General features: G+C 41.8%; 27 protein-coding genes. 3 read left to right on the top strand and 24 right to left on the bottom strand.

The features are described 5' to 3' along the window. Positions 1-22: 22 nt before the first annotated feature. From BKK47_RS03915 to BKK47_RS03825, 19 genes are read right to left on the bottom strand one after another with little or no spacing between them, the layout of a single operon-like run. A complete protein-coding gene (locus BKK47_RS03915) occupies positions 23-1,267 on the bottom strand; it encodes a beta-ketoacyl-ACP synthase (RefSeq protein ID WP_077493602.1) in 1,245 nt (414 codons plus the stop codon). Positions 1,268-1,323: 56 nt separating this feature from the next. Next, the gene (gene fabG, locus BKK47_RS03910; protein ID WP_077493601.1) at positions 1,324-2,052 is read right to left on the bottom strand and encodes a 3-oxoacyl-ACP reductase FabG; all 729 of its coding nucleotides are present in this window, start codon (positions 2,050-2,052) and stop codon (positions 1,324-1,326) included. Between the two features lie 28 nt (positions 2,053-2,080). Further along, positions 2,081-2,551, bottom strand: coding sequence for a hotdog family protein (locus BKK47_RS03905; RefSeq protein WP_077493600.1), 471 nt, complete (start codon positions 2,549-2,551; stop codon positions 2,081-2,083). Continuing rightward, on the bottom strand, positions 2,544-3,770 hold the full coding sequence (locus BKK47_RS03900; protein ID WP_077493599.1) for a beta-ketoacyl-ACP synthase: 1,227 nt from the start codon (positions 3,768-3,770) through the stop codon (positions 2,544-2,546). Before BKK47_RS03900 ends, BKK47_RS03905 begins: the two co-directional genes overlap by 8 nt. A 2-nt stretch (positions 3,771-3,772) precedes the next feature. Further along, positions 3,773-4,255 (bottom strand): hypothetical protein, encoded by a 483-nt coding sequence (locus BKK47_RS03895; RefSeq protein WP_077493598.1) that lies wholly within the window; start codon positions 4,253-4,255, stop codon positions 3,773-3,775. A 2-nt stretch (positions 4,256-4,257) separates the two neighbouring features. Beyond that, positions 4,258-5,493, bottom strand: a complete 1,236-nt coding sequence (locus tag BKK47_RS03890; RefSeq protein WP_077493597.1) for an NAD(P)/FAD-dependent oxidoreductase — start codon at positions 5,491-5,493, stop codon at positions 4,258-4,260. A 16-nt stretch (positions 5,494-5,509) separates the two neighbouring features. Beyond that, complete coding sequence (locus BKK47_RS03885) at positions 5,510-7,780, bottom strand: MMPL family transporter (RefSeq protein ID WP_077493596.1); 2,271 nt, start codon at positions 7,778-7,780, stop codon at positions 5,510-5,512. Between the two features lie 11 nt (positions 7,781-7,791). Next, positions 7,792-8,376, bottom strand: a complete 585-nt coding sequence (locus BKK47_RS03880; protein ID WP_077493595.1) for a LolA family protein — start codon at positions 8,374-8,376, stop codon at positions 7,792-7,794. Further along, positions 8,373-8,819 carry an acyl-CoA thioesterase gene (locus BKK47_RS03875; RefSeq protein ID WP_077493594.1) on the bottom strand — a complete coding sequence of 149 codons (447 nt, stop codon included), beginning with the start codon at positions 8,817-8,819 and terminating at the stop codon, positions 8,373-8,375. The genes BKK47_RS03880 and BKK47_RS03875 overlap by 4 nt, the downstream gene beginning before the upstream one ends. Continuing rightward, a complete protein-coding gene (locus tag BKK47_RS03870) occupies positions 8,816-9,754 on the bottom strand; it encodes an LpxL/LpxP family acyltransferase (RefSeq protein WP_077493593.1) in 939 nt (312 codons plus the stop codon). The genes BKK47_RS03875 and BKK47_RS03870 overlap by 4 nt, the downstream gene beginning before the upstream one ends. Then, complete coding sequence (locus tag BKK47_RS03865; protein ID WP_077493592.1) at positions 9,751-10,473, bottom strand: glycosyltransferase family 2 protein; 723 nt, start codon at positions 10,471-10,473, stop codon at positions 9,751-9,753. Before BKK47_RS03865 ends, BKK47_RS03870 begins: the two co-directional genes overlap by 4 nt. Next, positions 10,473-11,780 (bottom strand): AMP-binding protein, encoded by a 1,308-nt coding sequence (locus tag BKK47_RS03860; RefSeq protein ID WP_077493591.1) that lies wholly within the window; start codon positions 11,778-11,780, stop codon positions 10,473-10,475. The genes BKK47_RS03865 and BKK47_RS03860 overlap by 1 nt, the downstream gene beginning before the upstream one ends. Beyond that, positions 11,770-12,318, bottom strand: a complete 549-nt coding sequence (locus BKK47_RS03855; RefSeq protein WP_077493640.1) for a COG4648 family protein — start codon at positions 12,316-12,318, stop codon at positions 11,770-11,772. Before BKK47_RS03855 ends, BKK47_RS03860 begins: the two co-directional genes overlap by 11 nt. 6 nt (positions 12,319-12,324) lie before the next feature. Beyond that, entirely contained in the window at positions 12,325-13,977 is a 1,653-nt protein-coding gene (locus BKK47_RS03850) for an ApeI family dehydratase (protein WP_077493590.1), read from the bottom strand. Then, a complete protein-coding gene (locus BKK47_RS03845; RefSeq protein WP_077493639.1) occupies positions 13,977-14,225 on the bottom strand; it encodes an acyl carrier protein in 249 nt (82 codons plus the stop codon). Before BKK47_RS03845 ends, BKK47_RS03850 begins: the two co-directional genes overlap by 1 nt. A 2-nt stretch (positions 14,226-14,227) precedes the next feature. Next, positions 14,228-14,491, bottom strand: a complete 264-nt coding sequence (locus BKK47_RS03840) for a phosphopantetheine-binding protein (RefSeq protein WP_077493589.1) — start codon at positions 14,489-14,491, stop codon at positions 14,228-14,230. Further along, complete coding sequence (locus BKK47_RS03835) at positions 14,469-15,257, bottom strand: lysophospholipid acyltransferase family protein (protein WP_077493588.1); 789 nt, start codon at positions 15,255-15,257, stop codon at positions 14,469-14,471. Before BKK47_RS03835 ends, BKK47_RS03840 begins: the two co-directional genes overlap by 23 nt. Next, on the bottom strand, positions 15,242-15,976 hold the full coding sequence (locus tag BKK47_RS03830; protein WP_077493587.1) for a beta-ketoacyl synthase chain length factor: 735 nt from the start codon (positions 15,974-15,976) through the stop codon (positions 15,242-15,244). The genes BKK47_RS03835 and BKK47_RS03830 overlap by 16 nt, the downstream gene beginning before the upstream one ends. A 2-nt stretch (positions 15,977-15,978) precedes the next feature. Further along, entirely contained in the window at positions 15,979-16,410 is a 432-nt protein-coding gene (locus BKK47_RS03825) for a hypothetical protein (protein WP_077493586.1), read from the bottom strand. A 162-nt stretch (positions 16,411-16,572) separates the two neighbouring features. On the opposite strand from BKK47_RS03825, the gene BKK47_RS03820 reads away from it, so the two are divergent. After that, positions 16,573-16,998 carry an excinuclease ABC subunit A gene (locus tag BKK47_RS03820; protein ID WP_077493585.1) on the top strand — a complete coding sequence of 142 codons (426 nt, stop codon included), beginning with the start codon at positions 16,573-16,575 and terminating at the stop codon, positions 16,996-16,998. 89 nt (positions 16,999-17,087) lie between these two features. On the opposite strand, the gene lysA is transcribed toward BKK47_RS03820, so the two are convergent. Further along, entirely contained in the window at positions 17,088-18,335 is a 1,248-nt protein-coding gene (gene lysA, locus BKK47_RS03815; protein WP_077493584.1) for a diaminopimelate decarboxylase, read from the bottom strand. 15 nt (positions 18,336-18,350) lie between these two features. Continuing rightward, positions 18,351-18,467 (bottom strand): LPS translocon maturation chaperone LptM, encoded by a 117-nt coding sequence (gene lptM / locus BKK47_RS12665; RefSeq protein WP_077493638.1) that lies wholly within the window; start codon positions 18,465-18,467, stop codon positions 18,351-18,353. Positions 18,468-18,563: 96 nt separating this feature from the next. Between lptM and cyaY the strand changes: the two genes are divergently transcribed. Further along, the gene (gene cyaY / locus BKK47_RS03805; protein WP_077493583.1) at positions 18,564-18,869 is read left to right on the top strand and encodes an iron donor protein CyaY; all 306 of its coding nucleotides are present in this window, start codon (positions 18,564-18,566) and stop codon (positions 18,867-18,869) included. A gap of 1 nt (position 18,870) precedes the next feature. Further along, a complete protein-coding gene (gene recQ, locus BKK47_RS03800) occupies positions 18,871-20,718 on the top strand; it encodes a DNA helicase RecQ (RefSeq protein WP_077493582.1) in 1,848 nt (615 codons plus the stop codon). Positions 20,719-20,766: 48 nt separating this feature from the next. Here the strand turns inward: recQ and glpC are convergent, their stop codons facing one another. The 3 genes from glpC to glpA are packed head-to-tail and all read right to left on the bottom strand — an operon-like array spanning position 20,767 to position 25,021. Then, the gene (gene glpC / locus BKK47_RS03795; RefSeq protein ID WP_077493581.1) at positions 20,767-22,047 is read right to left on the bottom strand and encodes an anaerobic glycerol-3-phosphate dehydrogenase subunit GlpC; all 1,281 of its coding nucleotides are present in this window, start codon (positions 22,045-22,047) and stop codon (positions 20,767-20,769) included. Between the two features lie 9 nt (positions 22,048-22,056). Continuing rightward, a complete protein-coding gene (gene glpB / locus BKK47_RS03790; protein WP_077493580.1) occupies positions 22,057-23,340 on the bottom strand; it encodes a glycerol-3-phosphate dehydrogenase subunit GlpB in 1,284 nt (427 codons plus the stop codon). Beyond that, positions 23,330-25,021 (bottom strand): anaerobic glycerol-3-phosphate dehydrogenase subunit A, encoded by a 1,692-nt coding sequence (glpA, locus tag BKK47_RS03785; protein WP_077493579.1) that lies wholly within the window; start codon positions 25,019-25,021, stop codon positions 23,330-23,332. The genes glpB and glpA overlap by 11 nt, the downstream gene beginning before the upstream one ends. Positions 25,022-25,255 lie beyond the last annotated feature (234 nt).

The raw sequence follows: 25,255 nt of genomic DNA, 5'->3' as shown, positions 1-25,255 counted from the left end.
GGTTTTATCCCGACCGGTTAAATTATGCTTTCCATCGTTTAAAAATCAACGAGGTATTCACACCACCAAAGGCAAAATTATTATTCATCACATAATCTGTGTGAATTTCACGCCCGTCCCCTCGAATATAATCTAACTTGCCACAGCGTTCATCAATATTATCTAAGTTTAGCGTTGGAGCAAACCAAGCATCCCTCATCATTTCAATGGAAAACCACGATTCCAAAGCACCACAAGCACCGAGTGTATGACCTAAATAGCTTTTTTGTGAACTCAGCGGAATTTTGCCGAATATAGCTTCGGTTGCGAGGGTTTCGGCAATATCGCCTTGTTCTGTCGCCGTACCGTGTCCATTCACATAACCAATTTTTTCGGGTGATAGATTGGCATCTTTAAGTGCTAATTCCATACAGCGTTGCATGGTGCCTTTTTGTGGACGGGTAACATGCGCTCCATCACTGTTTGCGCCATAACCGACCAGCTCGGCAATGATGTTCGCACCGCGTGCAAGGGCGTGTTCTAATTCTTCCAATACAAACATTCCCGCGCCCTCACCAATGACAAGACCGTCTCGATCTTTATCGTACGGACGTGGGGTTTGGCTTGGGTTGTTCACGTTTCGGCTTGCGGCATAAAGAGAGTCAAAAACATAGACTTCCGACGGACAAAATTCCTCACCGCCGCCAGCCAACATCATCGGAATAAGCCCATACTTAATCGCTTCATAAGAATAACCTATGCCTTGACTACCTGAAGAACAAGCACTTGAGGTAGGGATAATTCGTCCGGTTAAACCAAAGAAAATACCAATGTTTGCCGCAGTGGTATGAGGCATCATTCGGACATAAGTATTGGCATTGAAACCGTCCGATTTACCCGTCATCAAAAGTTCGGCAGCATCTTTGATATCATTGGTAGAACCGGTTGAAGAACCACAAGCCACTCCCATTCTGCCATCTTTGAGATAAGCTAAAATTTCGCCGTTTTCATCAAGTAAATTAGCGTTAGCCAAAGCACGCTCGCTAGCCTCCACAACAAACTGTGAAACACGCCCAAGGCTGCGTAATTGTTTACGCGTCCAATGCTTTGGCGGTTGGTAATTGTGAATTTCTGCGCCTAAACGTGCTTCTAATTCGGGGTAGCGTTCAACCCAATCTTCTTTAGTTTGCACGGCATTTTGTTTGCGTTGAAATGCAGACTTTACTTCTTGCCATTCTTTACCAAAGGCAGTAACAACCCCAATACCGGTGACAACAACTCGTTTCATCTTTGTTCTCATTATTCATTATAAAATGGACTGATACAAAATCAGCCCTTACACGGTTAGCACAAACCGCCATTTACGCCGATGACTTGTCGGGTAATATAGGCGGCTCTTTCATCCATCAAGAAATCAACAGCGTGGGCGACTTCATCGGGATTCCCCATTCTGCCGGTTGGGATTATTTTTAAAATTTCATCAATCGGTAGATTTTCATCTAAAATTTCCGTATCAATTAATCCCGGTGCAACGCAGTTGACAGTGATTTTACGTTTTGCCAATTCCACCGCAAGCGCTTTTGCCGCACCAATAATCCCTGCTTTTGAAGCACTATAATTCACTTGCCCGCGGTTGCCAATGATGCCGGAAACGGAAGTAATACAGACAATGCGCCCTGCTTTTCTACGGCGGATCATCGGCATCATAATCGGGTGAAGCACATTGTAGAAACCGTCTAAATTCGTGCGTAATACCACATCCCAATCTTCATTAGTTAGCGCGGGAAAGGCGTTATCACGGGTTAACCCGGCATTAAGCACCACACCATAATACGCGCCATGTTCCTCGATATCTGCCAATAATTTCTTAGCGGATTGCTCACGATTACTTACATCAAATTGTAGCACTCTTGCATTTTTGCCCAAATTTCTGATCGCTTGCGCAACATCTTCCGCCTCTTCAATACGGCTGCGACAATGTACAACAATATCAAAGCCCGATTGAGCTAAGCGCAAGGCAATTGCTTTGCCAATGCCACGGCTAGATCCTGTAATTAAAATGGTTTGGTTCATGGTATTCTCTTTTTATTTGAAAGTGCGGTTAATTTTTTGTGTGTTTTTCATCGGTGCTTATTTGAGGACGATAAACATTCAACGCTCCTTCAATTAAAATTTGCCCGGTGTCTAAATCCGTCAGGGAGCAATCGAACACGCCAAAGCCGGCGGCATCTTCAATGGAAAGTTGAATCCGAATCTGCAATCGGTGTCCTAATGTTACCAAAGGGGCGTGAAATTTTAGCTTTCGAGAGCCAATCCAATAACCTAAACTAATTGGCTGCCCTGCTTTCACACATTTACACCCAGCCCATGCAGCAATACCTTGCGCCATGATTTCGGCTGCCATGTAAGTAGGTAATTTTCCATGTTTAACCAACAAGCAAGATTCGGTTGGGGCTGTTTCTGCAATCAGAAAATCATCACCAAAATCGATAATTTTTTCCAACATTACCATTTTCCCACTATGTGGCAGTAAGGGAGATATATGGGTTATCGGACAAGTTAAATCAATCATCGGTTTCCCCCAAAATAAGTACCGTGTTATTACCGCCAAAGGCGAAAGAACTGCTTGCCCCTATACGTTTTTTATTGTTCCAATGGCTGTGGAAATCGGTTAATGCAATGTTTGGTAAATGAGGATCTCGTTGACTGTCCCATAATTGAGCAGGTAATTGTCCATCTGGATTTAATGTGCGGTCAATCATTCCCCATAAAATCGCCGCTTCAATTGCGCCGGCCGCACCTAAAGTATGCCCGGTATAAGGTTTTGTACTGGTACAAGGTGTTTGGCAGCCAAATATGGTATTCACAGTAAGAGATTCCATTTGGTCATTATGAATCGTACCTGTACCGTGTAAATTAATCCAACCGATTTGATGCGGTTCAACTTGTGCTGAAGCTAACGCTGTGTGAAAGGCGGAAATTGCACCTTCGCCCTCCGGATGCGGAGACGACATATGATAGGCATCACTACTTGCTCCATAACCTAATAGTTGCACGGACGTGTCATCAAGTTTTTCACGGCTCATTATAAACACGGCTGCGCCTTCACCAATATTAATGCCTTGACGATTAACAGAAAATGGGTTGGTTCTTGTATTTGATAATACGGAAAGTGAGTTAAAACCGTTTACCGTAAGCAACGAAAGGGTATCCACTCCCCCACAAATCACTGCATCACATAGATTAGCTTTGAGCAAACGCGCCGCTGTAATGAGAGCCTTTGCGCCTGATGTACAAGCAGTAGAAATACCATAAACCAAGCCTTTCAAGCCATATTGATGTGCAATGAAATCAGCGGGAGCAGAAAAATATTGTTGTTGTTGATTGAATTTTGCCCCGGACCAATCATTTGGGTGTGCAGCTTCATATTTAAACACAGGAATGTTTTCATCAACACCTGTGGTGGAAGAACCAATAACAACCGCAATGCGACACCTACCAAATTTTGTGATTGCCACCTCAATTTGGGGTTCAAGTTGCTGTAAGCAATGCCATAATACTTGGTTGTTGCGACTACGGTGTTCATCGGCTAAATTAACCGGAAAAGAACGTAAATCCGTATTGATCGTTCCGAGCATATAAGCAGATCCCTCAAGATTTTCCGCTCGGAATAGGTGATCAGATAACGTTAATGGTGAATCGACCTTTTCCAATAGGGATTGGACATGATGAGCAATACCCTCGCCCAGGCTGCTCAGAATAGCCGGACGACTTAAATAAAGTGCGGTCATTTTTAATTTAGTTCTTCAATGTGCCAATAACTCATATCAGGCAATTCAATGTCTATACCTGACAACCGGGTAATAATTCGCCAAACTTGTTTTTTATCCACAAAATAGAGAGTCGCTTGTGGTGTTCGCTCAATATGGCTAAATGCAAACAACTGTTTCGTATTAAGCGCCGTAGCAATTGCCGAAAATAACTGCTTGGCTTGCTGATTTGGCATGACAAAGCCATCATTTTGCCACCCTTTATTAGTTAAAATTACGCGGGCGATTGGAACACCCAAAGGATCGCTTTGCACCCATCGCCACGCCTGCGGTTGAGCGGATAAACTCAGCAAGCTGGTCTGTTTTAACTTGCCATTCACATCACGCTGCTCCACTTTAAATAACCGCTCTGTTTTTTGTTGCAACGGTAAAGTTTGAACCATAGGTAAGCTTGAACATCCCATTAAAAACAAACCGAACAAGCCCAACAAAAGGTATTTTTTCATCACTAATCTTGAGTCGCGACTCCGCACACTTCTGCCAGAATTTTTAAACGAGCTTCAGATTTCGCCACATAAGGATTATTGGTATCCCAAGCATAACCTGCCAAAATCGAAGAAATCATTTGGTGGATCTCCGGTTGAGGATTACGGGCATATACTACATCTTGGAATGATCCTTCATACCAACCTGTTACATAAGTTCTGAACGCATTTACACCAACCATTAACTCATCACTGAATTCAGTTTTCCAATCCACATTTTCTCCGTTTAATTGACGGATAATTAAACCTGTTGCCAAACGAGCAGAGTGTAATGCAATGGTTACTCCTGATGAGAAGACCGGATCTAAAAATTCTGCTGCATTGCCTAACAAAGCAAAGTGTTTACCGAATAAGGTTTTCACATTTGCAGAATAACCTTGAATACTGCGGAATGGAAATTCGTTTTCCCAATTTGCATTCACTAAAATGCGTTTTAGCATTGGGCATTCTAGGGCAAATTTTTTCAATACGGTTTCATTATCACCTTCAAGGGTTTCAGGTAAACCTACCACACCGATCGAACAACGGTTATCGGCAAATGGAATGAGCCATAACCACACATCACGGTGTACTGGGTGGGTAGTAATCAAAATTTTGTTACGGTCAAAATCAGGATCGGTGATATTGTCATCAATATGCGTAAAACGTGCCACACGGGCAGGCAAACATGATGGCGTTTCTAAATCAAGTAAACGGGGCAATACTCGTCCGTAACCACTGGCATCTAACACAAAACGAGCTGATAAGCGGTATTCTTCGCCGTTTTCTTTGCGAATGGAAAGCTCCGCATTTTCTTGCGAATTAGCGAACTCCAACACTTCCTCACCAAAGCGAACATCCACGCCTTTTTTCGCTACTTCATCAATTAAAATTTTATCGAAAATGCCACGACGAACTTGGTAAGTCGTGCCTGAACCGGGGGTGAATTTATCAGTGAAATCAAAATAGGTATAACGACTCCCCCAAGTAAATGCCGCACCGTTTTTGAATTGAAAACTTGGTTCTGCGTGAACGGCATCTACTAAGTCTGCTTCTTCTAATATATCCATACAATAAGGCAGCAAACTTTCGCCAATCACAAAGCGTGGAAAATGTTGTTTTTCAATCACACAAACCTTTAAGCCTTGTTTGTGTAATAAGGCAGCGGACACCGAACCTGACGGGCCTGCGCCAATGATGGCGACGTCGAATAATTCCATAGATGATTCTCCAAATTTAACGAAATAATTTAAATGTAATTGCTACGCTAAACAACACGCCGATACTGACGCTTAACCCAAACATTGCCACCGCCGGGGTGGAACTAACACCCAATAACATAAAAGAAATCAATGTAGTAAGTGTGGCTAATAATATCGCAATCCGCTTGTTAGATAAAGGCTCTTGAGCAGTTTGCATATAGGCGGTGTAATCCACCCCAATGGCGGAGACAAGCAACAAACCAAATAATGAAAATAGCCCTATTGGAAAACCGAACCAGCCGAAAACCGCAATCGTCATCAAAACAGCAAGTAATGGTGGTAATAACATCATCACACCACGTTTTACTCCCCAGAATCTCCACAGTAAAATACCTGCCAAAACAAAAGAAAACAGTTTCAGCCATGCCGCCTGATCACGGGTACGTTCAAAGGCTGCATTTAAATGAGCGCGTTTGTCTTGCCAGAAAATATCTTTACCATTGGCAAATTGTTCGGCTGATTGTCCCGTTTGTAGATTCACCCGTACTAAACTTGCTACCCGATTATCTTCCAACCCGCCTAAATAAAATCCTTGCCACCCTTGCCCTATTTGGGTTTTTAACGCTTCATCTAAAGATACGGTTTTAGCTGTTTTCAAATGCCGAATAGCTAGTTGGATCTCACCGATTGGCACTCCAATCCGTTCCATAACAGCATAACTTTCCGGTGATAATTGACCTAGTTTTTCTGCCCATGCTTGTTGCTGTGCTTTTGATATTATCCATTGGGAAAGCGATTGGAATGCAATGCCTTGTTGGAATAATTGTTCTGTAAGTACGCTCTCTTTTTGTAACAGTTGTTCATCATCAGACGCAGTCACCAACAAATATTGGCTACTTAAGTTAACCCCTGCCAACCTAGCGATTTGTTGGGTTTCTTTTAACATTTCATCAGGCAAAGCAATCCATTGACGAATATCGTCTTGCCATTGGGTTTGGTAAATGCCCGCAGCGGAAAAAAGCACTAAAATCAATACCGTGATTTTATGGAAAGCTCGGTTAAAAAACCTATCTAAAATTGACCGCACTTTGAGTAATAATGTGGAAGGGGAGGCAATTTGCCAATGCCGGAATAAATTCGGCAAGATAAACATTGTAGTTAAAATCGCCCCGATTAATGCCACCATCGAAAATAGTGCCGTTTGTTTTAAAATCGGCAAGTGGGTAAAACCAAGCAACGCATACCCCACAAGCGTAATCAGCAAACTAATCAAAAAGGTAAAACGTAGTGAATGCATTGCTTGCTTCGCTTGCCAATTTGCTGCAAACAGCGAAGAGGCAAGCCAATGTAGCGGGAAATCAATCAATACGCCAACAAGGCTTGTACCAATCACAATAGTAAGAATATGTACTTGTCCAAAACTTAAAATCACTGCACACACACCACTTAGCATACCAACCAAGATTGGCAAAAATAACCACACGATCCGCCATGTTCGGAATACAAACAGTAATAATATCAGTGTTAAAGAAATGCCCGATACACTCATGACACCGCTTTCGGTCTCTGCTTTTTGTTTTGCATCCGCCGCAAATAGGGCGGCACCACTCACTAAAAATTTTGCTTGTTTTGCTTCTGCCAAGATGCGATTTTTGTTCACCATATCCAACAAAGAATATGTCGGTTTTACTGCGTCTGTCGCTTGTGCTAGTTCACCACGCAACAACACCCAAGTAATGCCACTTTGTTCGGTGTAAAGCATACCGTTATCCGCATTCCACTGCATCGCAATGGCGGACGTGCTAAACACAAAACGCCCAAAACCAAGCCAATCTTGTTCTAATGGTAATAAATTCCCTTTATCAAAAGGGTTTACGATCTGTTCGGCGTAATCCTGAAAATAGCTTTCCGGTTGTTCGAGCAACTGCTTACGCACTGAGGCAGGCAAGGTAGCAGACTTCAATAAATTGAGCTCTTTTTGTAAAGTGGGTAAATCAGGCTGGATTTTGTCATAAATGAGTGAAAACAGACCGCTTGTTTGCCATTGCCGGGTAATCTCTGTTGCCAGCTTAAAGGCTTGTCCAGCATCTTGATGACCGACCATTGCGATTAACTGTTGATTAAAGCGGGCTTCTTGTTTTTGATCGGCTTGAACTTGGATTGGCTGCCAACCTTGTTCTTCCGGCAACAAGGCACGTAGATCTGTTTGCAACCGGTTATCTTGCTGAACCAGAAAAATAAACAAACCACAAATAGCGAATAAAAGGAGAGTTGAAAAAACGGAAAGAGCGGTCGATTTTTGCATTAAATTTCAAATTATTCTAACGCCTGACGCACAAAATCTGTCAGCGGTTGGTTGATCCGATTGTTTTTAAAGGTGATATCGGTTTTATCGCCTTGAATTTCATCAAGATGAATCATTTGTACCACTTCATCACCTTGAATCGTAATTTGATTAAAAATCTGTTTCATCAAAAGAGAATCCGGTGTTAGTGTGACTTTCCATTGTTTTGTCGTACCACTTAATGCCAATTTAAACTGTTTTTTCAACCCATTCACATCGCCCGAAAGTAAGCCTAAAAAAAGTCGGATTTGCGTGGCTTGCCCTAATTTGCCATTATTGACCCATTGTTTGCCGTTCCACTGCATAATGCCTTTTTCAGTCACGCGAAGTTGGGTGGAGAAGGGTTTTTCCATTTGCCATAACAACCCTTTATTTGCCACAAGAGTAAATGTTCCTTCCGTTGTAATCGGACGATTGAGGGCTTTAAGACGGCGTTCTTGCACAAAATCGCCTTGCACACTTTGCGGTTTCTGTAGTTGACTGATTAAATCTTGCTCGGAAAACCCATACGCCCAGGTACTTATCAATAAGCTCAAAAGAAAGATGATTTTCTTCATGATATTTGCTCCGTTTTAAAACTCGGGTGATTTTCGACCGCACTTCGCCAACAGGCTGGCGTTTGAAATTGCATTTCTCCACTTGCAATTTCCACCGCTACTTGAGTGGTACTGGCGGTAGTGAGTTTTTTTCCGGAAAGGGCATCTCGAATCACATAATCCATGCGAATACTGCTCTCATATTCCAACAAGCTCAGCTCAATACAGATTTTTTGGCGAAACAAGGTCGGACGAATATATTTCACATTGAGTTGCACAATCGGCCAAGCGTACCCTTGCTTTTTCATCACATCATAGGTGTAATGAATTTCCTCCAAGAAGGCACAACGAGCCATTTCCAAATATTTGACGTAATGCCCGTGCCACATAATATCCATAGAATCCACGTCAAAAAATTGAATCTCATATTCGGAAATATGGTGACATAAAATGTGTTTTTTCATTCGGATTTTTTCCAAAAATCGTAAAAATTAAACCAAAGAAGCGGATTAGCTTCACACTCTTTGGCAAGGCAATCGGCGTATTGTTGCATGGCTTGGCGAATATTTTCTTCCCTCACTTTTCCACGCCCCGTAATTTGTGGACAAAAACGCCGTAATTTTAAGCGGTAACGCCCTTGCTCTTTTAAACAAAAGACTGTGTTAATCTGCGCTTTTAACAGTGAAGCTAAAAACCATGCGCCTTGTGGGAAATCGGCCTCTTGCCCGAGGAAATTAATTTTCGCCATTTTATCGCCCCGTACAGGAATACGATCCGCAGCAATAGCAATCCACTCGCCCCCCTCCAAACGCTCGTGCAATTCCAACATTTTTTGGGCGTCCAAATCTTCCACTTGAATGAGTGATAACTCGCTTGCTCCCGCTTTTACTAAGGCTTGATTAAAGGCTTCTGCATGGCGACTATGCACCAATACATTCAAGCGAAAATCTGGATGATGTCCGTCGTCTGCCAAAGAACGGCAAACTTCAATGTTACCAAAATGGGAACAAACGAGTAACTGTCCGCGATGCTTTCGGCTTTCGCGGATATCTTGATAAAGGTTATCTGCATCATCAACGGTTAAATCTTTATAAGTAATCTTATGTTGCCATACCGCAAAGCGATCGGTAATAGATTCGCCAAAAGCTAAAAATTGTCGAAAAACCGAGAAGGTAGGGAGTTTTACTTTCGGATAACACCGACTAAGATTGTATTGGTAAGTGCGGATATTTTTACGGGTGTTTTTTGATGTGGCAAAGAAATAACACACCACCAAAAAGGTCACGACACGAATAGTAACTAACGGTAAATACTGCACAATCAAACGGGTAAGATTTAAGAAAAAATAATTACCACGCTCTTGTTGCCTAGCCCAATGATGCGAATGTCGTTCACTCATAACGGTTTTCCTGTAAACCAACGCACCAACATACTAAAGAATAGTTTAGTATGCATTTTGCTAATCAGCCAATTATCTGCCCACGCCCGAAAATGTGATATGCCCCCTAACTCATACCGCACCGGCGTGTCCACCCAAATAAACGGGATTTGATACCAATGAGCTTTAACCAGAATTTCAACGTCGAAATCCATTCTATCTCCAAGCGGTTCGTTGTTTAGTAAGTTTTGCAAAGGCTTAAGTGGGTAAAGGCGAAAACCACACATACCATCTTTAATGTCAAAAGAGTGGGTATGAATGGCATTCCAAAAATTCGTGATTTTACGTCCGTAAAGGCGTGATTTGGGTGCATCATCGCCGTAAATCGGGCGACCACAAATAAGTGCGGTCGGATTTTTTTGCATTTTTTCTAGCATTATTTTTACATCAGCAAGATGATGTTGCCCATCGGCATCCGCTTGTATGACATAATCAAATCCCATTTCTGTGGCACATTTGAAGCCACTTTTCATTGCTGCCCCTTTTCCTCCATTTTGTGAACGGAAATAAACAGAAACATCTTGTTGATTTTGTAAGGTTTGTAAGATTGCTTGGTGTTCGGGCATCGAACCGTCATCTACGACCAATACAGGTAAGCCGAGAGATAAAAATTGTTGAACCACATTGCAAATTGTGCCTGAGTGATTGTAGTGAGGGATTACCGCCAGTACCTTATACATTACAAGTTATCGTCCTTTTGGGTGAGAAAAACTTGGTTAAAATCCAACCGACTTATCTTAGATTGACTGTTGCGTGGTAGCTGTTGAGTGAAACGCCAAAACCGAGGAACACCCGCCATTTCCTGTGATTGCATTAGAAAATGGCGAAGTTGTTCAATCAATGCACCCCGTCCTTGCTGATGATAAGCACGCATGCCTGCCTCCGTTAAGGCTACCCATGCGGCAGGGCGTGCTTTCTCTGGGTGTTGGGCAATATAACAATCCGCGACCAAAGGTTGTTGGAGTAAATGCTGCTCAATATTGACGAGCGAAATTCGCTTATCCCCAAACTTTATAATGCGATCAATCCGCCCCAGTAGTTTAAATCGTTCACCGTGAAATTCTGCCGCATCGGCCGTTTGTTCTCTCTGATTAAGCCATTGGGAATCTACCCATAATGCGCCTTGTTCATTCAATCCCACTTGGGTAAGTGATGTCGGAGTCCAAAGTCCATCGTCCGTACGAAAAGCAATCGCCCCGGTTTCCGTACTACCATAGCACTCCACCACAGTTGTATTGAGTTTTTCCCGTAAAGCATTACCTACATGAACCGGCAATACACCACCTGATGAAATAATACCGCCAAGATTAAAACCAGCAAAACGCGAATCAGCCATATTTAAATGGCTTAATAAAGCAGGACTACTGATCCAAAGGCATTTTTTGGCATGTAGGCTCTCCGCCATCATATATTCGGGATAAGGTAACTGTTGACGACCAATTGTCCACCCCATTGCTAACGGCAACATAATACGATAAGACAATCCGTAATGATGTTGTGCTGAAACGCTTGAAACGACATGGAAATCCGGCGTATTAAAAGGAATGGAAGAAACAATTGCTTGTGATTCAATCCACATCTGTTGTGCTGTTTTGCATAGAATTTTAGGTTCGCCACTACTACCGGAGGTCTTCAACCAAATTTCTGTTTGATTTTTCCCATCAAAGAGCGGTCGATTTTCACTAACTTTTTGCAAAATACCGTAAGTTTCAAACCGCTTATCATCAAATAAAAAATCACTATGCTTGGCAATCCACTGTTGGTTTTCCGGTAATAAGTTAGGAGGGAGTAAAATGCGAACATTTGCATTAAAACAAGCCAACATAGTACAAGCAAAACTGGCAGCATCATCAAACCAAAATGCCACTGAATGCACATCATCTTGTCTGAGTTGTACCGCAATTTGTTGTGAACGTTCGGCAAAGTCTTGCCATTTCCATTCAGGGTTTAATGCAATTAATGTGTTAGGCGAAAAATTATTCTTCATGATGTTTCTTCATATATTGGCGAACAATCCATTCTCCCGCCATCAATATGCCCATTAAAAGATACGAAATAAAGCCATTATATAATGCCCAATAATCAAGTAAATTGGAATAAATCGTTATACCTGATACGGCAATGTTGAAGATAAAAAAGCCACACCAAATCCGTGTAACTTTACGAGTGTAACGCACTCCTTTTTCACTCAGGTTCGGTGTTTGCATACGGGCAAAACGTTCAATGATCGTCTGTTTTTGCCATAAACTTGTGCCGAAAATAATCAACATCAAGCCGTTTATAATAATTGGATAACCATACATCATCTCATTGGAACGGGTTATGCCAATTATCGTCAGTAATACGGTAATACCCCATGAGAAATGCCGCATAAAGGCTTGTTCATAAATGCCTTTTAACCCCCAAAAAAAACCGATAATAAAAGGCAGAAAAGCTAAAACTTGTGGATTTTTCCCCCATAACCAATAAATCGGGTAAGCAAGACTAACAAAAAATAACACTAAATTGACGATGGTTTTCATCAAAACCACCTAGTTTGCCAACACCGCCACACCACTACAACATACTTCATTTTCCGTGGTGAGTTGGAAAGTAACCTTACCTTTGGTCTCATCCCATTTAAGATTTAATATAAACTGATCCGCCGGGCGAAGGAATTTTTGGAATTTTAGTTTATCAATATGTGAACAAGCGTAATATTGTGGCACAAGTTTTATCATTTGCCCAAAGACCCATTGCAATTCTACTACACCGGGTACAAGTGGAAATTCAGCAAAATGATCTTTTAAGTAAACCAAATCTAACGGTACTTTACCCATAGCTTGAAATGTATTGCCTTCACGTTTTTCTTCCAGCCAAATAGGTTCCTTACAATCCTCCAAGAAAGTGCGGTTAAATTGCTGTTTGTTTATTTTTGATTGAGTATTACGAAGCAAAGCATCGGTAAAACGCCAAAAACGTGGAATTGCAGCCTCTTCCTGAGAATATTTAAGATATGTTTTTAAAACCTGAACCAATGCCCGATGACCTTTTTCACGTAAAAATGCAACGCCCTCTCGGTTCAATTCGACCCAAGACGCTAAGCGTTTTTGTTCCGGATGTTTCGCAATATAGCAATCACTTACCCAGTTGTGCTGAGTTAATGTATTTTCTACGCTAATCAAAGAAATACGTTTATCACCAATTTTTACAATACGATCAGAACGCCCCAGTAAGAGAAAACCATCATTTTCAAATTTTACGACATCAGCGGTTTGTTCTCGTTGGGAAAGCCAACTTCCCTCAATCCATAATTCCCCTTGCTCATTGGTGCCTAATTGACTTTCAGGTAAAGATTGCCATAAGCCGATATCTTCACGGATAGCGATTGGCCCTGTCTCCGTACTGCCATAAATTTCAATAAGCGGTACATAATGGCGGATAGTTTGCGATAAATCTTCCAGCAACATACCGCCCGATGAAATAATACCAATTATACTTTGTGGCAATTTAGTCTGTTGCCATTCTATACCTGCTAACATTGACGGACTACTCACTACCACCGCCGATTTGCACTGCTTCGCTTGAACAAAAATACATTCCGGATAAAACTGTTGAATACGTCCGATTTGCCAGCCTTTCACCAGCGCCATCATAATATGTACGGTTAAACCATAAATGTGCTGAATACTCACAGTGCTAATCACCGTTGTGGCATTACCATTCGCAAAAGGCAGACTTTGTGCAAGCACATTAGCACCAAGCCACATTTGCTGTGCGGTTTTAACAATGGTCTTTGCCTCCCCCGTACTCCCCGAGGTTTTTAACCAAATTTCAGTTTGATTGTTGAAATCAAAGAGCAGTCGATTTTGTGTAGGTTTTTGAAAAGGTGTCGCGGCAAATTCATCAAATTGAAAGGCGTTCTCTAATTCTACTTCGCGATCGGTAATCCAACATTGAGCGTGTTGATTTACCCATTGAATACTTTCTTCGATAAAATTAGGTGGAAATAATACACGAACATTAGCATGCCATGCCCCGAGTAACAGGCAGGCCAACTTAGCGCCATCTTCCATCCAAACGGCAATAGAACGAAATTGGCGGGAGCTGAGCTCCGCAGAAATTTGCAAGGCCTGTTGCTCAAAATCCGCATAAGTCCAAGCCGGTTGATTGGCAACAAGATCTGAAGGGAGATAAGCTAGCATTACACAGAATTTTGTTGTTTTAACACTGCTTGCACCACATCATCAACGGTACGCACATTGCGAAAATCTTCCGCCTGTAATTTATGTCCCGTTTTTCGTTTGATATGATCAATCAAGTCAATAGCATCAATGCTGTCAATCTCCAATTCTTCGTAAAGATTGGTTTCCGGTTTAATTCGCTCCAGTTCAATTTCAAACAGCGATTGAAGCGCTTCGCTGAGTAAATCTCTTATTTCTTGTTCAGTCACAATCACACTTCCCCTTTTTTACTACGAATAAATTGTGCCAGTGTTGCAACACTTTCAAAATGTTTACGTAATTGATTTTGTTCGCTATCCAACTGCAAACCAAATGTTTTTTGTACCGCTAAACCTAATTCCAGCGCATCTACCGAATCAAGCCCCAGCCCCTCATCAGAAAATAATACCGTATTGTCTTCAATATCATCTATAGAAACATCTTCTAGTGCAAGGCTATCAATAATTAGTTGTTTAAGTTGTTGTTCGAGTGTCATTTTCATCATCCTTAGTTTGAGAGTTAAAATAATGTTGTAAATATTCGGTTAATCGGCGAGAAGCAATCGGTAATGGCTTTTCCGCCAGCCAATCCTGTGGATTGATGTCTTCTCCCACAATGAGCTCATATTGAATACGTTTTTTCGGTAGTTGATACCAAGGCTGCCCTTTTTTAAAATTCAACGGATTCATTCTAATGACTATTGGAGTAATAACACTTGCACTACGCAAGCCAATAGATACGGCACCACGATTGAGTTTAACTTCACCATCCCAACCTGTTCTTGTACCTTCTGGGAAAAGCAAAAGAGCTTGTTCTTTTAGCACCTCATCACATTCTTCCAGAAGTTCCAATGATTCGGTATTGGGTAAAAAACCACATGCTAAAATTTGGTTTCTCATTGTAGGGTTATTCAGTAATTCTTTCTTGACAATACAATTCAGTTCGGGCGCTTTAGCGAGAACCAATACTACATCAAGTAGTGACGGGTGATTTACCAACACTAGTTGCCCCTGACAACCTAAACGTTCAAAACCTTGATATTTCACCTCAAGTACACCCGAAATTGTTAAATATCGGATGAAATATGCCCAAATCTTACTGACTAAACGACGAACCTTTAACTGGGTAGCCAAACTATTTTTTTTGTAATTTTTAGCATAAGGATAAAGATAAAGCTGAAATAAGGTGCCTGCCACGCCCCAAAAAAGAAAACCTAATGCAGTAGCAATAAAACGACGTAGCCAATCTAATTTTTTTCCCATTGCCATGTTCCTTTTGTACTACTTTTCGTTTGCCACGTTTTAACACCCAAATACTGATTTTTTACCCAAATTAATGCATTATCAGAACCCGAAGAATTCCCCACACCCTCATCCAATGCTAATGAATAATCATCGCCTCTCTCCACTAATAAACTTAACGCATAAGAAAAAGGTTGACGATATACAGGTGAAGCATTGTATGAATCTACTAAAGGCGATTCTGCCACAACAACTAACACCTGATTTATTCCTTCATTCAATAATAAATAGGCTTCTAATAAGGCGATCTCTAAATTATCTTGTTTGGCTGCCAATGCGGTGATTTCTGCCTTTACACCACCAAGTTCGGACCACTGTCCTACCAGAGCATTATGCACTGAAAGGCTAAAGGAAGTGGGTGAAACATCTCCTTCTGTCAATAAACTATGCCAAAGATCAAAATTACGATTAATTTCTCCATTTGAAGAGGCATAAACTACGGGAATATTTTTATTTTCTCCTAATAACTCCCATGCCGATTCAAAAAACAAACGGGCGAATGGGCTTAATCGGCGACGTTTTAACGGTGGTAAAAAAGCTAATTTAGGAGAAACTTCTTCAAAATTAACCGCATTTTTCAACCAAAAAATTTCCCCTTTTTTCCAATCGTCCACTTCTAGTTTTTTATTACAAACTATCGCCCAGTTTTTAATGTTGAATGAAAAGTGGCAGATTGGCATAATTAATAATCTTTGAATAGCTGATTAATCATAGTATCGGTTTGACCTTGCAAGCCGACTTCATCAACGCGATCTTTTTCGTCACCTTTGCGAACATAAAGAACAAAACCGACTTCACTTTGATTTTTAACTTCCATTAAACGCAGTTTTGCTTTTGCCACAATGTTACGGTTACCTTTTACACCAAAGACCAAGATATAATCACAGTTCGCATCACCGGCGTTCACAATAGATTCAGACATAATATTTTTCTTTTGCAGGCTCTTTTTTAAACTTGCAACAAATAGATCCGGCGCACCACGCGTACTCCCTTTTACACAAACATGTTTTACATTAAAAGCACGGTTTACAGGTTTTAAACTACTTTCATCAACCCCACCTGCAGAACATGCGACTAAGCAAAATGCCGTTAACCCTAAAATAATTTTTTTCATCCTCTTTCCTTTTCCACTTTAAATATTTAAAGTTAACTAATTTTACCTAGCTAATTCATTCAAAGCAATGTAGATAATTTTAAATTAGTATAAAAATGTTATACTGAACTTTGATCTGAAATAAAGATCCCGTTTTAACTCATTTACCTTGGAGAAACCCCTATGAAACTAAATGCAAAACTCGGCATCATTATATCAACTTTAGCCATTGCAGCCTGTGCTCCACGTGATACAACTCATCATTTATCTATTAGTGAGGCATTAAAATCACCGGAGGCTACAGAGGTACTGAATCCAAATATCAAACTTTATTTTGGTACACCGGCACCGGGTAAAGTACTTATCGCAAACACAGTAACAAATAAAAAAACTAATGCAGCAAACAAAAGTGATGAGAAAGCATGTCAACGGGCATTTTTATCCGCTGTAAAACAGTTACAAGATAAAGCGGCATCAAAAGGTGCGAAAAAGGTTGGAAATATTGTTAGTTATTATAAAAAGAATACATTTAAAAGTACGACAAAATATGAATGTCATGCGGGCCATATTATTGGCGGTGTAGCCCTTAAAGGGGATATTGTTAAATAAAATGGGATAACTGATCGCCCTATTTCTATAAACAAAGTGCGGTTGAAAATTTCTCTGTTTTTCAACCACACTTTCTTTTCAAGGGAGAATTAAACCACCGATTCCAACGCCCAAAGTTCTTGCAAACTTTCACGGCAGCGGATTAAGTGTGCGTTATCGCCATCCACTAAAACCTCCGCTGTGCGTGGACGGGAATTGTAGTTGGAGGACATACTCGCTCCATAAGCACCCGCAGAACATTGTGCAATATAATCGCCCTCCGCAATGGCAAGTTCACGCTGTTTGCCTAAAAAATCAGAGGTTTCGCAAACGGGGCCAACCACATCATAAACCGCTTTCGGGCGCGCCAAAGTGCGGTCAATTTCGACAATGTTCATATAGGCTTCATATAATGCCGGGCGAATCATGTCGTTCATACCGGTGTCTGTAATGGCGAAATTGCGACTTTCGTTACTTTTCAAATACTGGACTTTTGCTACTAAAATGCCGGCATTGGCGGTAATTGCCCGCCCCGGCTCAAGGATAATTTCAAGATCCTTGTAATCTTTTAATTTTTCCAACAAGGCTTTAGCATACTCGCTTGGATGTGGCGGATTTTCATCGGTATAAGTTACCCCCAAACCACCGCCTAAATCTAAATGCTGCAAAGCAATGCCATCTTGTTTGAGTTGCTCCATTAACACAATAAGACGATCTGTCGCATCTAAAAAGGGTTGTAATTCAGTGAGTTGCGATCCGATATGACAATCCATTCCAGTTATCGTCACATTCGGTAGGCTTGCTGCCAGCTTATAGACTTCACGGGCTTCGTCCACGCTGACGCCAAATTTATTTTCTTTTAAACCGGTGGAAATATAGGGGTGCGTGTGCGCATCTACATCAGGGTTTACACGCAAAGAAATCGGTGCAATTTTTCCCATTTCGCCAGCAATGAGGTTGATGTGGAGAAGTTCCGACACTGATTCCACATTGAAACAACGAATCCCCACTTCTAAAGCACGCATAATCTCTTCACGGGACTTTGCTACACCAGAAAAAACGACTTTCGAAGCATCCCCCCCAGCCACCAATACGCGTTCCAATTCACCTTGCGAAACAATATCAAAACCTGAACCTAATTTTGCCATAACACTTAATACCCCAATATTAGAGCAAGATTTCACGGCAAAACAAATTAAATGAGGATGTGAACCTAATGCATCGTTAAAAGCATGCCAATGGCGTTCCAGCGTGGCACGGGAATAGATATAAAGCGGTGTACCAAATTGCTCTGCAAGTTGTTGTACCGGCAATTGTTCTGCATAAAGTCGGTTATTTTGATATTGGAAAAAATTCATATTGTGTCTCACCAATTATTGATTCTGTTGAGTTTGGTCTTTTTCCGGAAAATACAATGGTCCTTTCACTCCACAACCTGTCGCTAACGCACAAACTGCACTTAATACTAAAATTGACAATAATTTTTTCATTTCTTCTCTCTCACTCATCGTTAAATCCGCCTTTCACAAGGGGGCAAAAGGCTTTATAATCTGCTGCATTCTATCAGATTTGAAAGGAAAAACTTTATGAATGTTGCAGAATTTCATCAAAATATTGAACAAATTTGGCAAAAAATTGAAGAAGAATTAGAAGAACAAGGCGCCGATGTGGATTGTGAAACTCAAGGTGCTGTGTTTACTATGACCTTTGGTAATCGCACACAAATTGTCATCAACAAACAAGAACCTTTATTTGAACTTTGGCTTGCCAGTAAATTAGGCGGTTTTCATTTTGCCTTCAAAAATGGTGAATGGATTTCCAACGACGGTAAAAATTTTTGGGAGAGTTTAACAGAGGCCTGTGCCGCACACGGTGAAGCTGTTCAATTCTAATATGTCCAATCTTTCTCCTTCCCCAAAAACACCGGAAAAACCCACCGCACTTTCCGTGCTAAATTCGGTATTTGGTTATCAATCTTTCCGCAAAGGGCAGGAAGAAGTGATCAATGCCGCAATTAATGGACAAGATTCTCTGGTGGTGATGGCGACGGGGAACGGTAAATCACTCTGTTATCAAATTCCGGCGCTCTGTTTTAATGGGCTTACGCTGGTAATATCCCCTCTCATTTCCTTAATGAAAGATCAGGTGGATCAATTACAGGCTAATGGTATTGAGGCAGATTTTCTCAATTCCAGCCAAACATTAGAACAGCAGCAACGAGTACAAAATAAGCTAATTTCAGGACAACTTAAACTCCTTTATATCTCACCGGAAAAAGTGATGACAAACGGCTTTTTCCAGCTGATTTCCTATTGCCAAGTCAGTTTCATCGCGATTGATGAAGCACACTGCATTTCCCAATGGGGACACGATTTCCGCCCCGAATATACCCAACTTGGCGGGTTAAAATCCAGTTTTCCGAATGCACCTATTATGGCACTCACCGCAACGGCGGATTACGCGACGCGCCAAGATATTCTTACTCATCTTAAACTGCAAAATCCTTACAAGTATATTGGTAGTTTTGATCGCCCAAATATTCGTTACACGCTGGAAGAAAAATTTAAACCCATGGAGCAACTTGCCCGTTTTGTGTTAGCTCAAAAAGGCAAAAGCGGTATTGTTTATTGTAACAGTCGTAATAAAGTCGAACGAATAGCAGAAAGTTTACGCCATAAAGGGATATCCGCAGCAGCTTACCATGCAGGAATGGAAACCGCACAGCGTGAGCGTGTGCAACAGGATTTTCAACGTGATAATGTGCAAGTCGTGGTGGCAACCATTGCCTTTGGTATGGGAATCAATAAATCCAATGTCCGTTTCGTAGCGCATTTTGATTTACCTCGCAGCATTGAATCTTACTATCAGGAAACCGGGCGTGCAGGACGGGATGACTTACCCGCCGAAGCCGTATTATTTTATGAACCGGCAGACTATGCTTGGTTACAAAAAATCTTACTTGAGAAACCGGAAACACCCCAACGACAAATTGAGCAACATAAATTAGAAGCCATCGGTGAGTTTGCCGAAAGCCAAACTTGTCGTCGCTTGGTGTTGCTTAATTATTTCGGTGAACATCGCCAAACACCCTGCAATAACTGCGATATTTGTTTAGATCCACCGAAAAAATATGACGGTTTAATGGATGCACAAAAAGTGATGTCCGCCATTTACCGTGTAGGGCAATGTTTTGGGGCACAATATGTGATTGGGGTATTACGAGGCATGCAAAATCAGAAAATCCTCGAACGTCAACACGATAAACTCAGCGTTTATGGCATTGGTAAAGATAAAAGTAAGGAACATTGGCAATCGGTGATTCGCCAATTGATTCACCTAGGTTTTATACAGCAGGTGATCGGAGAGTTTAACACCACCTTACAACTCACAGAAAATGCCAAACCCGTGCTAAAAGGAGAAGTGCCTCTGGAGCTTGCAATGCCGCGTATTTCTGCGATCAGTAAAATGGCTCATAACCCGCAACGAAGCACAATGGTTAATTACGATAAAGATCTGTTTGCCCATCTGCGCTTTTTACGTAAACAAATTGCCGATAAGGAAAATATCCCACCCTATATCGTGTTCAATGATGCAACACTACAAGAGATGGCACAATATATGCCGACCTCTAATATTGAAATGCTGCAAATTAACGGAGTGGGCACAATAAAATTAGAACGATTTGCCCAACCCTTTATAATGTTGATTAAAGAACATAAAGCGATTTTGGCGAAAGCTTAAGATAGAAGTCAAAAGTGCGGTCAAAATTGACCGCACTTTTTTTGGTTCCTATACCTCCATCGACATACAAAGTAAAGTCAAGGGGTGAATACAGGTGATATTGGAGGACATATCAATTTGCCATTTACAGGTTTGACATTCGGAAATGACATAATCAAATCCGCCTTCGTTGATATTATCAAACAAGGTTTTGCCGATAGATTGGGCGGTGTCGTAGTTTTCCGCTTTAAAACCGTAGGTACCGGCAATGCCGCAGCATTGTGACGGCAACATAATGATTTTCAAGTCAGGAATTTGTTTCAATACTTCTAATGTGTAAGGCGCCCAGCCGGCTTTTTCCACATGACAGGCTGTGTGATACGCCACTCTTAATTTCAGCGACTTAAGCGGTAAGGTTTTGCCTTCTTTAAAAAGCTGATATAGGAAAGGAGTCACCATATGAATATGTGGGCGGACTTTTGCATTGTCGATGCCTAAAATGTGATGATATTCATCCCGTAAATTTAACGCACAACTTGAGGCTTCACTAATCACCTCTAAGCCTTTTTCATCCACCATTTTGCCGATATAGTCGGTATTGAATCGGGCAATATTGCGTGCACGCTCAGGAAAGCCGTTCACGGTTAAAGGCAAACCGCAGCATTTTTCTTTTTCCAACAACATCACGCCGATCCCCATGGCATTGAAAACTTTAAGAAATTCCTTGCCCAGTTGGGGATTGTTATAGTTCACATAACAGCCGTGATAATACGCCACTTGACGTTCAAAGTTTTTCTGCTCTTCTAAGGCATTTTTCATATACCAACTGCGGAACGTGCCAAAAGCATATTTTGGTAAGGTTCTTTTTTTACTGATATTAAGGGTTTTCTCAAGCACAAATTTGGTAGCACTTAATCCGGTGACGGTATTCACAATAGGTGCAAGAGGCGTGTTGAGTTTCCCCATGATGTCGGTGTTACTTAAAATGGCATCACGCAATTTGTTCATCAACGGTTTTTTCTGTTGTGCCAGATGATTATTGCGCGCCCGAACAATAAGATCACCAATTTTTACATCGGACGGACAAGCCACTTCACAACGTTTACAGTTGGTGCAATATTTGAGGGCTTCGTCATAAAGTTCGGCAGATTTTAAACGTAAACGCTCACCATCAGGCCCCGACTGTTTCGGGCCGGGATACAGCGGATTATTACGTGAAACCGGACAAACTGCGGTACAGGCGGTACATTTAATACAGCTTTCAAAACTTTCATCAATATATTGATGGCTTACCGGCGAATTAAGGGACTGTTTCGCACTGTCAATTAATCGTTGAATATTCATACTCATATCGCCTCCTTATTTCGCCAAAATTTCTTCCGCTACCGTCAAGGCAGTTACCACCGCCACACCGGAACCACAGCCAAGCGCTAAAGCATTAAAACCACCGATGACGTTCCCCACCGCATATAAATTCGTTAAAAATTCACCGCTCTTTTGTACTTGGCAATGTTCGTTAATCACCACACCGGCTGATTGATAAGGCTGGGGGTTAGAAAAGCGACGATCTGTCCAGCTAAAGCGATCATTCGCCTCAAATCCTTTTGCTCCCGTAATATCCGAATAAAATACTGGTTCAAAAATTTTATCGAATTCTGCCACTAATCCCTTACTGAAGAAACTGCCTGATGCGAGCACGAAATTATCGGCAATCATTTCTTCGTCATTGTGTAAACGAGTCATCACACAACGCACTTGGTTACCGTCAAAATGTGCTTTTACGGCACTATCGCCATTCATCATTAGGCCCCCGAGGGATTCAAATTGGCGGCGTAATTGAATACGTTGCCGCATACCCAGTAGCGAAGGCGGAAGGGTCGGTAATTCAAATAAGGCGAGTTTTGTTGCCTTGCGAAGTGCGGTCATAAACTCTTGATTTTCTAGACCAAAACAAGCCGGTAAAAATACAGCGTCTGCGCCTTGTGCGGATTCCACAATTTCTGTTACTAAATCATCAAAAGCCAATTTGTGTTCTAAAAGTTGTGCGATATTCACACTGCGAAACTCCCGTGAATTTTCACGAAGTTCGTCTAATTGCGGGATATTCAAGAAACCACTGCACACCTCGCAATGAGCAAACTGTGGGTTAAGCACTAAATTCGCCGACAAAAGCTGGGGCTGAAAATCGTGATAGCCTTCAATACCAAGCACCGCAATATGTTTATATGGAAAAGGTTCATGACCCTCGACCGTAGGAACACTATTCGGAGAAAGCCATGTGCCACGCAAACTGCCAAGTCCAGTTACCCGCCAGTGATTTTTTTCAGCGGAGCCAATTAAATCAAGATTGAGGGATTGTGCCAAAACTTCAAACTCCCGCGCCTTGCCCATCACTTTTTCTGTCCCTAATAAACTATATGGGTGTGATGGTAAGGTTGAGCAAAGTGCGGTTAAATTTTCTTGCAAATTTTCCACCGCACTTCCTGACGGCATACGGCTTAATAGATCAAAAGAACCGGAGGCGAAATCCATTGCCGCTTGACCGTTATTGATAATCACACATTGCTTACCATGTTGTTGAAGGGCGATACCACAGGTTAAGCCGGCTAAACCGCCACCAATAATCACTACGTCAAAATTCATTGCTATCCGTCCCCTGTTGTGCTTGTTCATCAAGCGGTCTCACATCATTCAAACCCAATACACTACCATACATCCAAGAGGTAAATTCAGCTTCCCGAATGGCCTCTCCCCAAGCAATGGGTTCAATGCCACGCCAACGCTCTTCCATAAACGCATTGAGTTGGGTGGTCGATTGGCGCGGAGTGGCAACCTCAAAACGGCTCATTAATCCCGCGGCACGACAGGCGCAAAGTTCCGCTTGACATGTCCCCATCCCCACTCGGGTACGGCGGCGTAAATCCACTAGATTGTGAACATCTAGTTCATCTACCGCATAGCGTACTTCTCCGGCAGTAACCGCTTCACATTCACATACCATAGAACGGTCTAAACGCGCTTTGTCTAGCAAACGGGTAGCGCGAGAACCGTGGCGATACACGGCGGAATAACGAATCGTACTCGGTAACGAAATGACTTTTTGATTGGTTTCTTGACGACTTTCCGTTGAACCCGGCAGCGGTTGTTCTGCCGTCACACAACGGGCGGTTTTATTAAGTTTTTTGCAAACTAGATCCGTTGTCCATTCTGCCATTAAGCGATAGGTCATCAATTTACCGCCGGTGATAGTAATAAAACCGTCTAAACCATCACGTTCCGCATGATCCAGCAAAACAATACCGCGACTGACATTTCGACCGGAAGGGTCGTCATCCGTTGCCACTAACGGGCGCACGCCGGCATAAGCACGTAGCACGCGGGTATGCCGTAAACTTGGTGCGAGTTTTTCCCCTTCACGGAAAAGAATATCCACTTCTTCGGGTGTCACCTGCATATTATCGATTTGATCATAAGGAATTCTGCTAGAAGTTGTCCCAATCACACAAATGGTATCACCCGGCACGAGAATATCAGCGTCAGCAGGTTTACGGCAGCGGTTAATCACCATTTTATTGATACGATGCCCCATAACGAGTAACGCGCCCTTTGCCGGAAACATTTTAATTTTGAGATCGGCATATTCCGCAATCCCTTGCCCCCAGATCCCACTGGCATTAACAACGAGCGGCGCAAAAAATTGGCGTTTAATTTTGTTTTTATGATCATAAACATCCACACCAATGACTTTTCCGCCTTCCCGAATAAGATTTTTTACTTCGCAGTAGGTAAAGATTTTGGCACCGTTTTCTGCGGCATCCACCATATTAGACGCAGTTAAACGAAAAGGATCAATAGAACCGTCCGGCACCACAACTGCCCCCACTAAATGAGGATTAACGGAGGGTTCCATAATTTTTGCAAGCTTAGGATCAATAGCAACCGCCTCAATGCCGGATTTTGTACAGCTTTCAATGAAGTTTTTTTGATAGTCGAGGGAATCTTCAGGTAAAGTGATAAATAATCCCTCCGTTTCATCCACACAGTGACGTGCGATGTTGCGTAAGATACGATTTTCTTTAATACATTCTTCCGCCGATTCCTGATCGTTCACCGCATAACGCGCACCACTATGTAACAGACCATGATTACGCCCTGTTGCACCGGTGGCAATATCCCGACGCTCCAGCAAAATACACTTAATACCACGCAACGCACAATCACGTGCAATACCCGCACCGGTCGCCCCACCACCGATGATAATCACACCCGTGGATAAGGAGGAAAAGTCTCCAACATCTCGATATAAATTAGGTGATAATCCCATGTTTACCCCCAGATCCCACAATAAATAATAAAAAACAAACCCACTTCGTTTGATTGTAGAGAATAATGCCTAAATTAACAACATATTGAGCGAAAAAGAAAATATATTTGTGAGGAAGATCACATTATTTTCGTGTTCGCTCATATTGATGTCATTTTTTGTGAGATACTTCACATTTCTGAATTTGAAAACTTTCTTATTTTTTATTTTTCATTATTATGCGGGTTGCTCTTT

Source organism: Rodentibacter mrazii, from assembly GCF_001998825.1.
In the GTDB taxonomy this organism is placed as follows: domain Bacteria; phylum Pseudomonadota; class Gammaproteobacteria; order Enterobacterales; family Pasteurellaceae; genus Rodentibacter; species Rodentibacter mrazii.
Note: the sequence above shows the minus strand (reverse complement) of the source record. Positions and strands in the feature narration are given on the sequence as shown.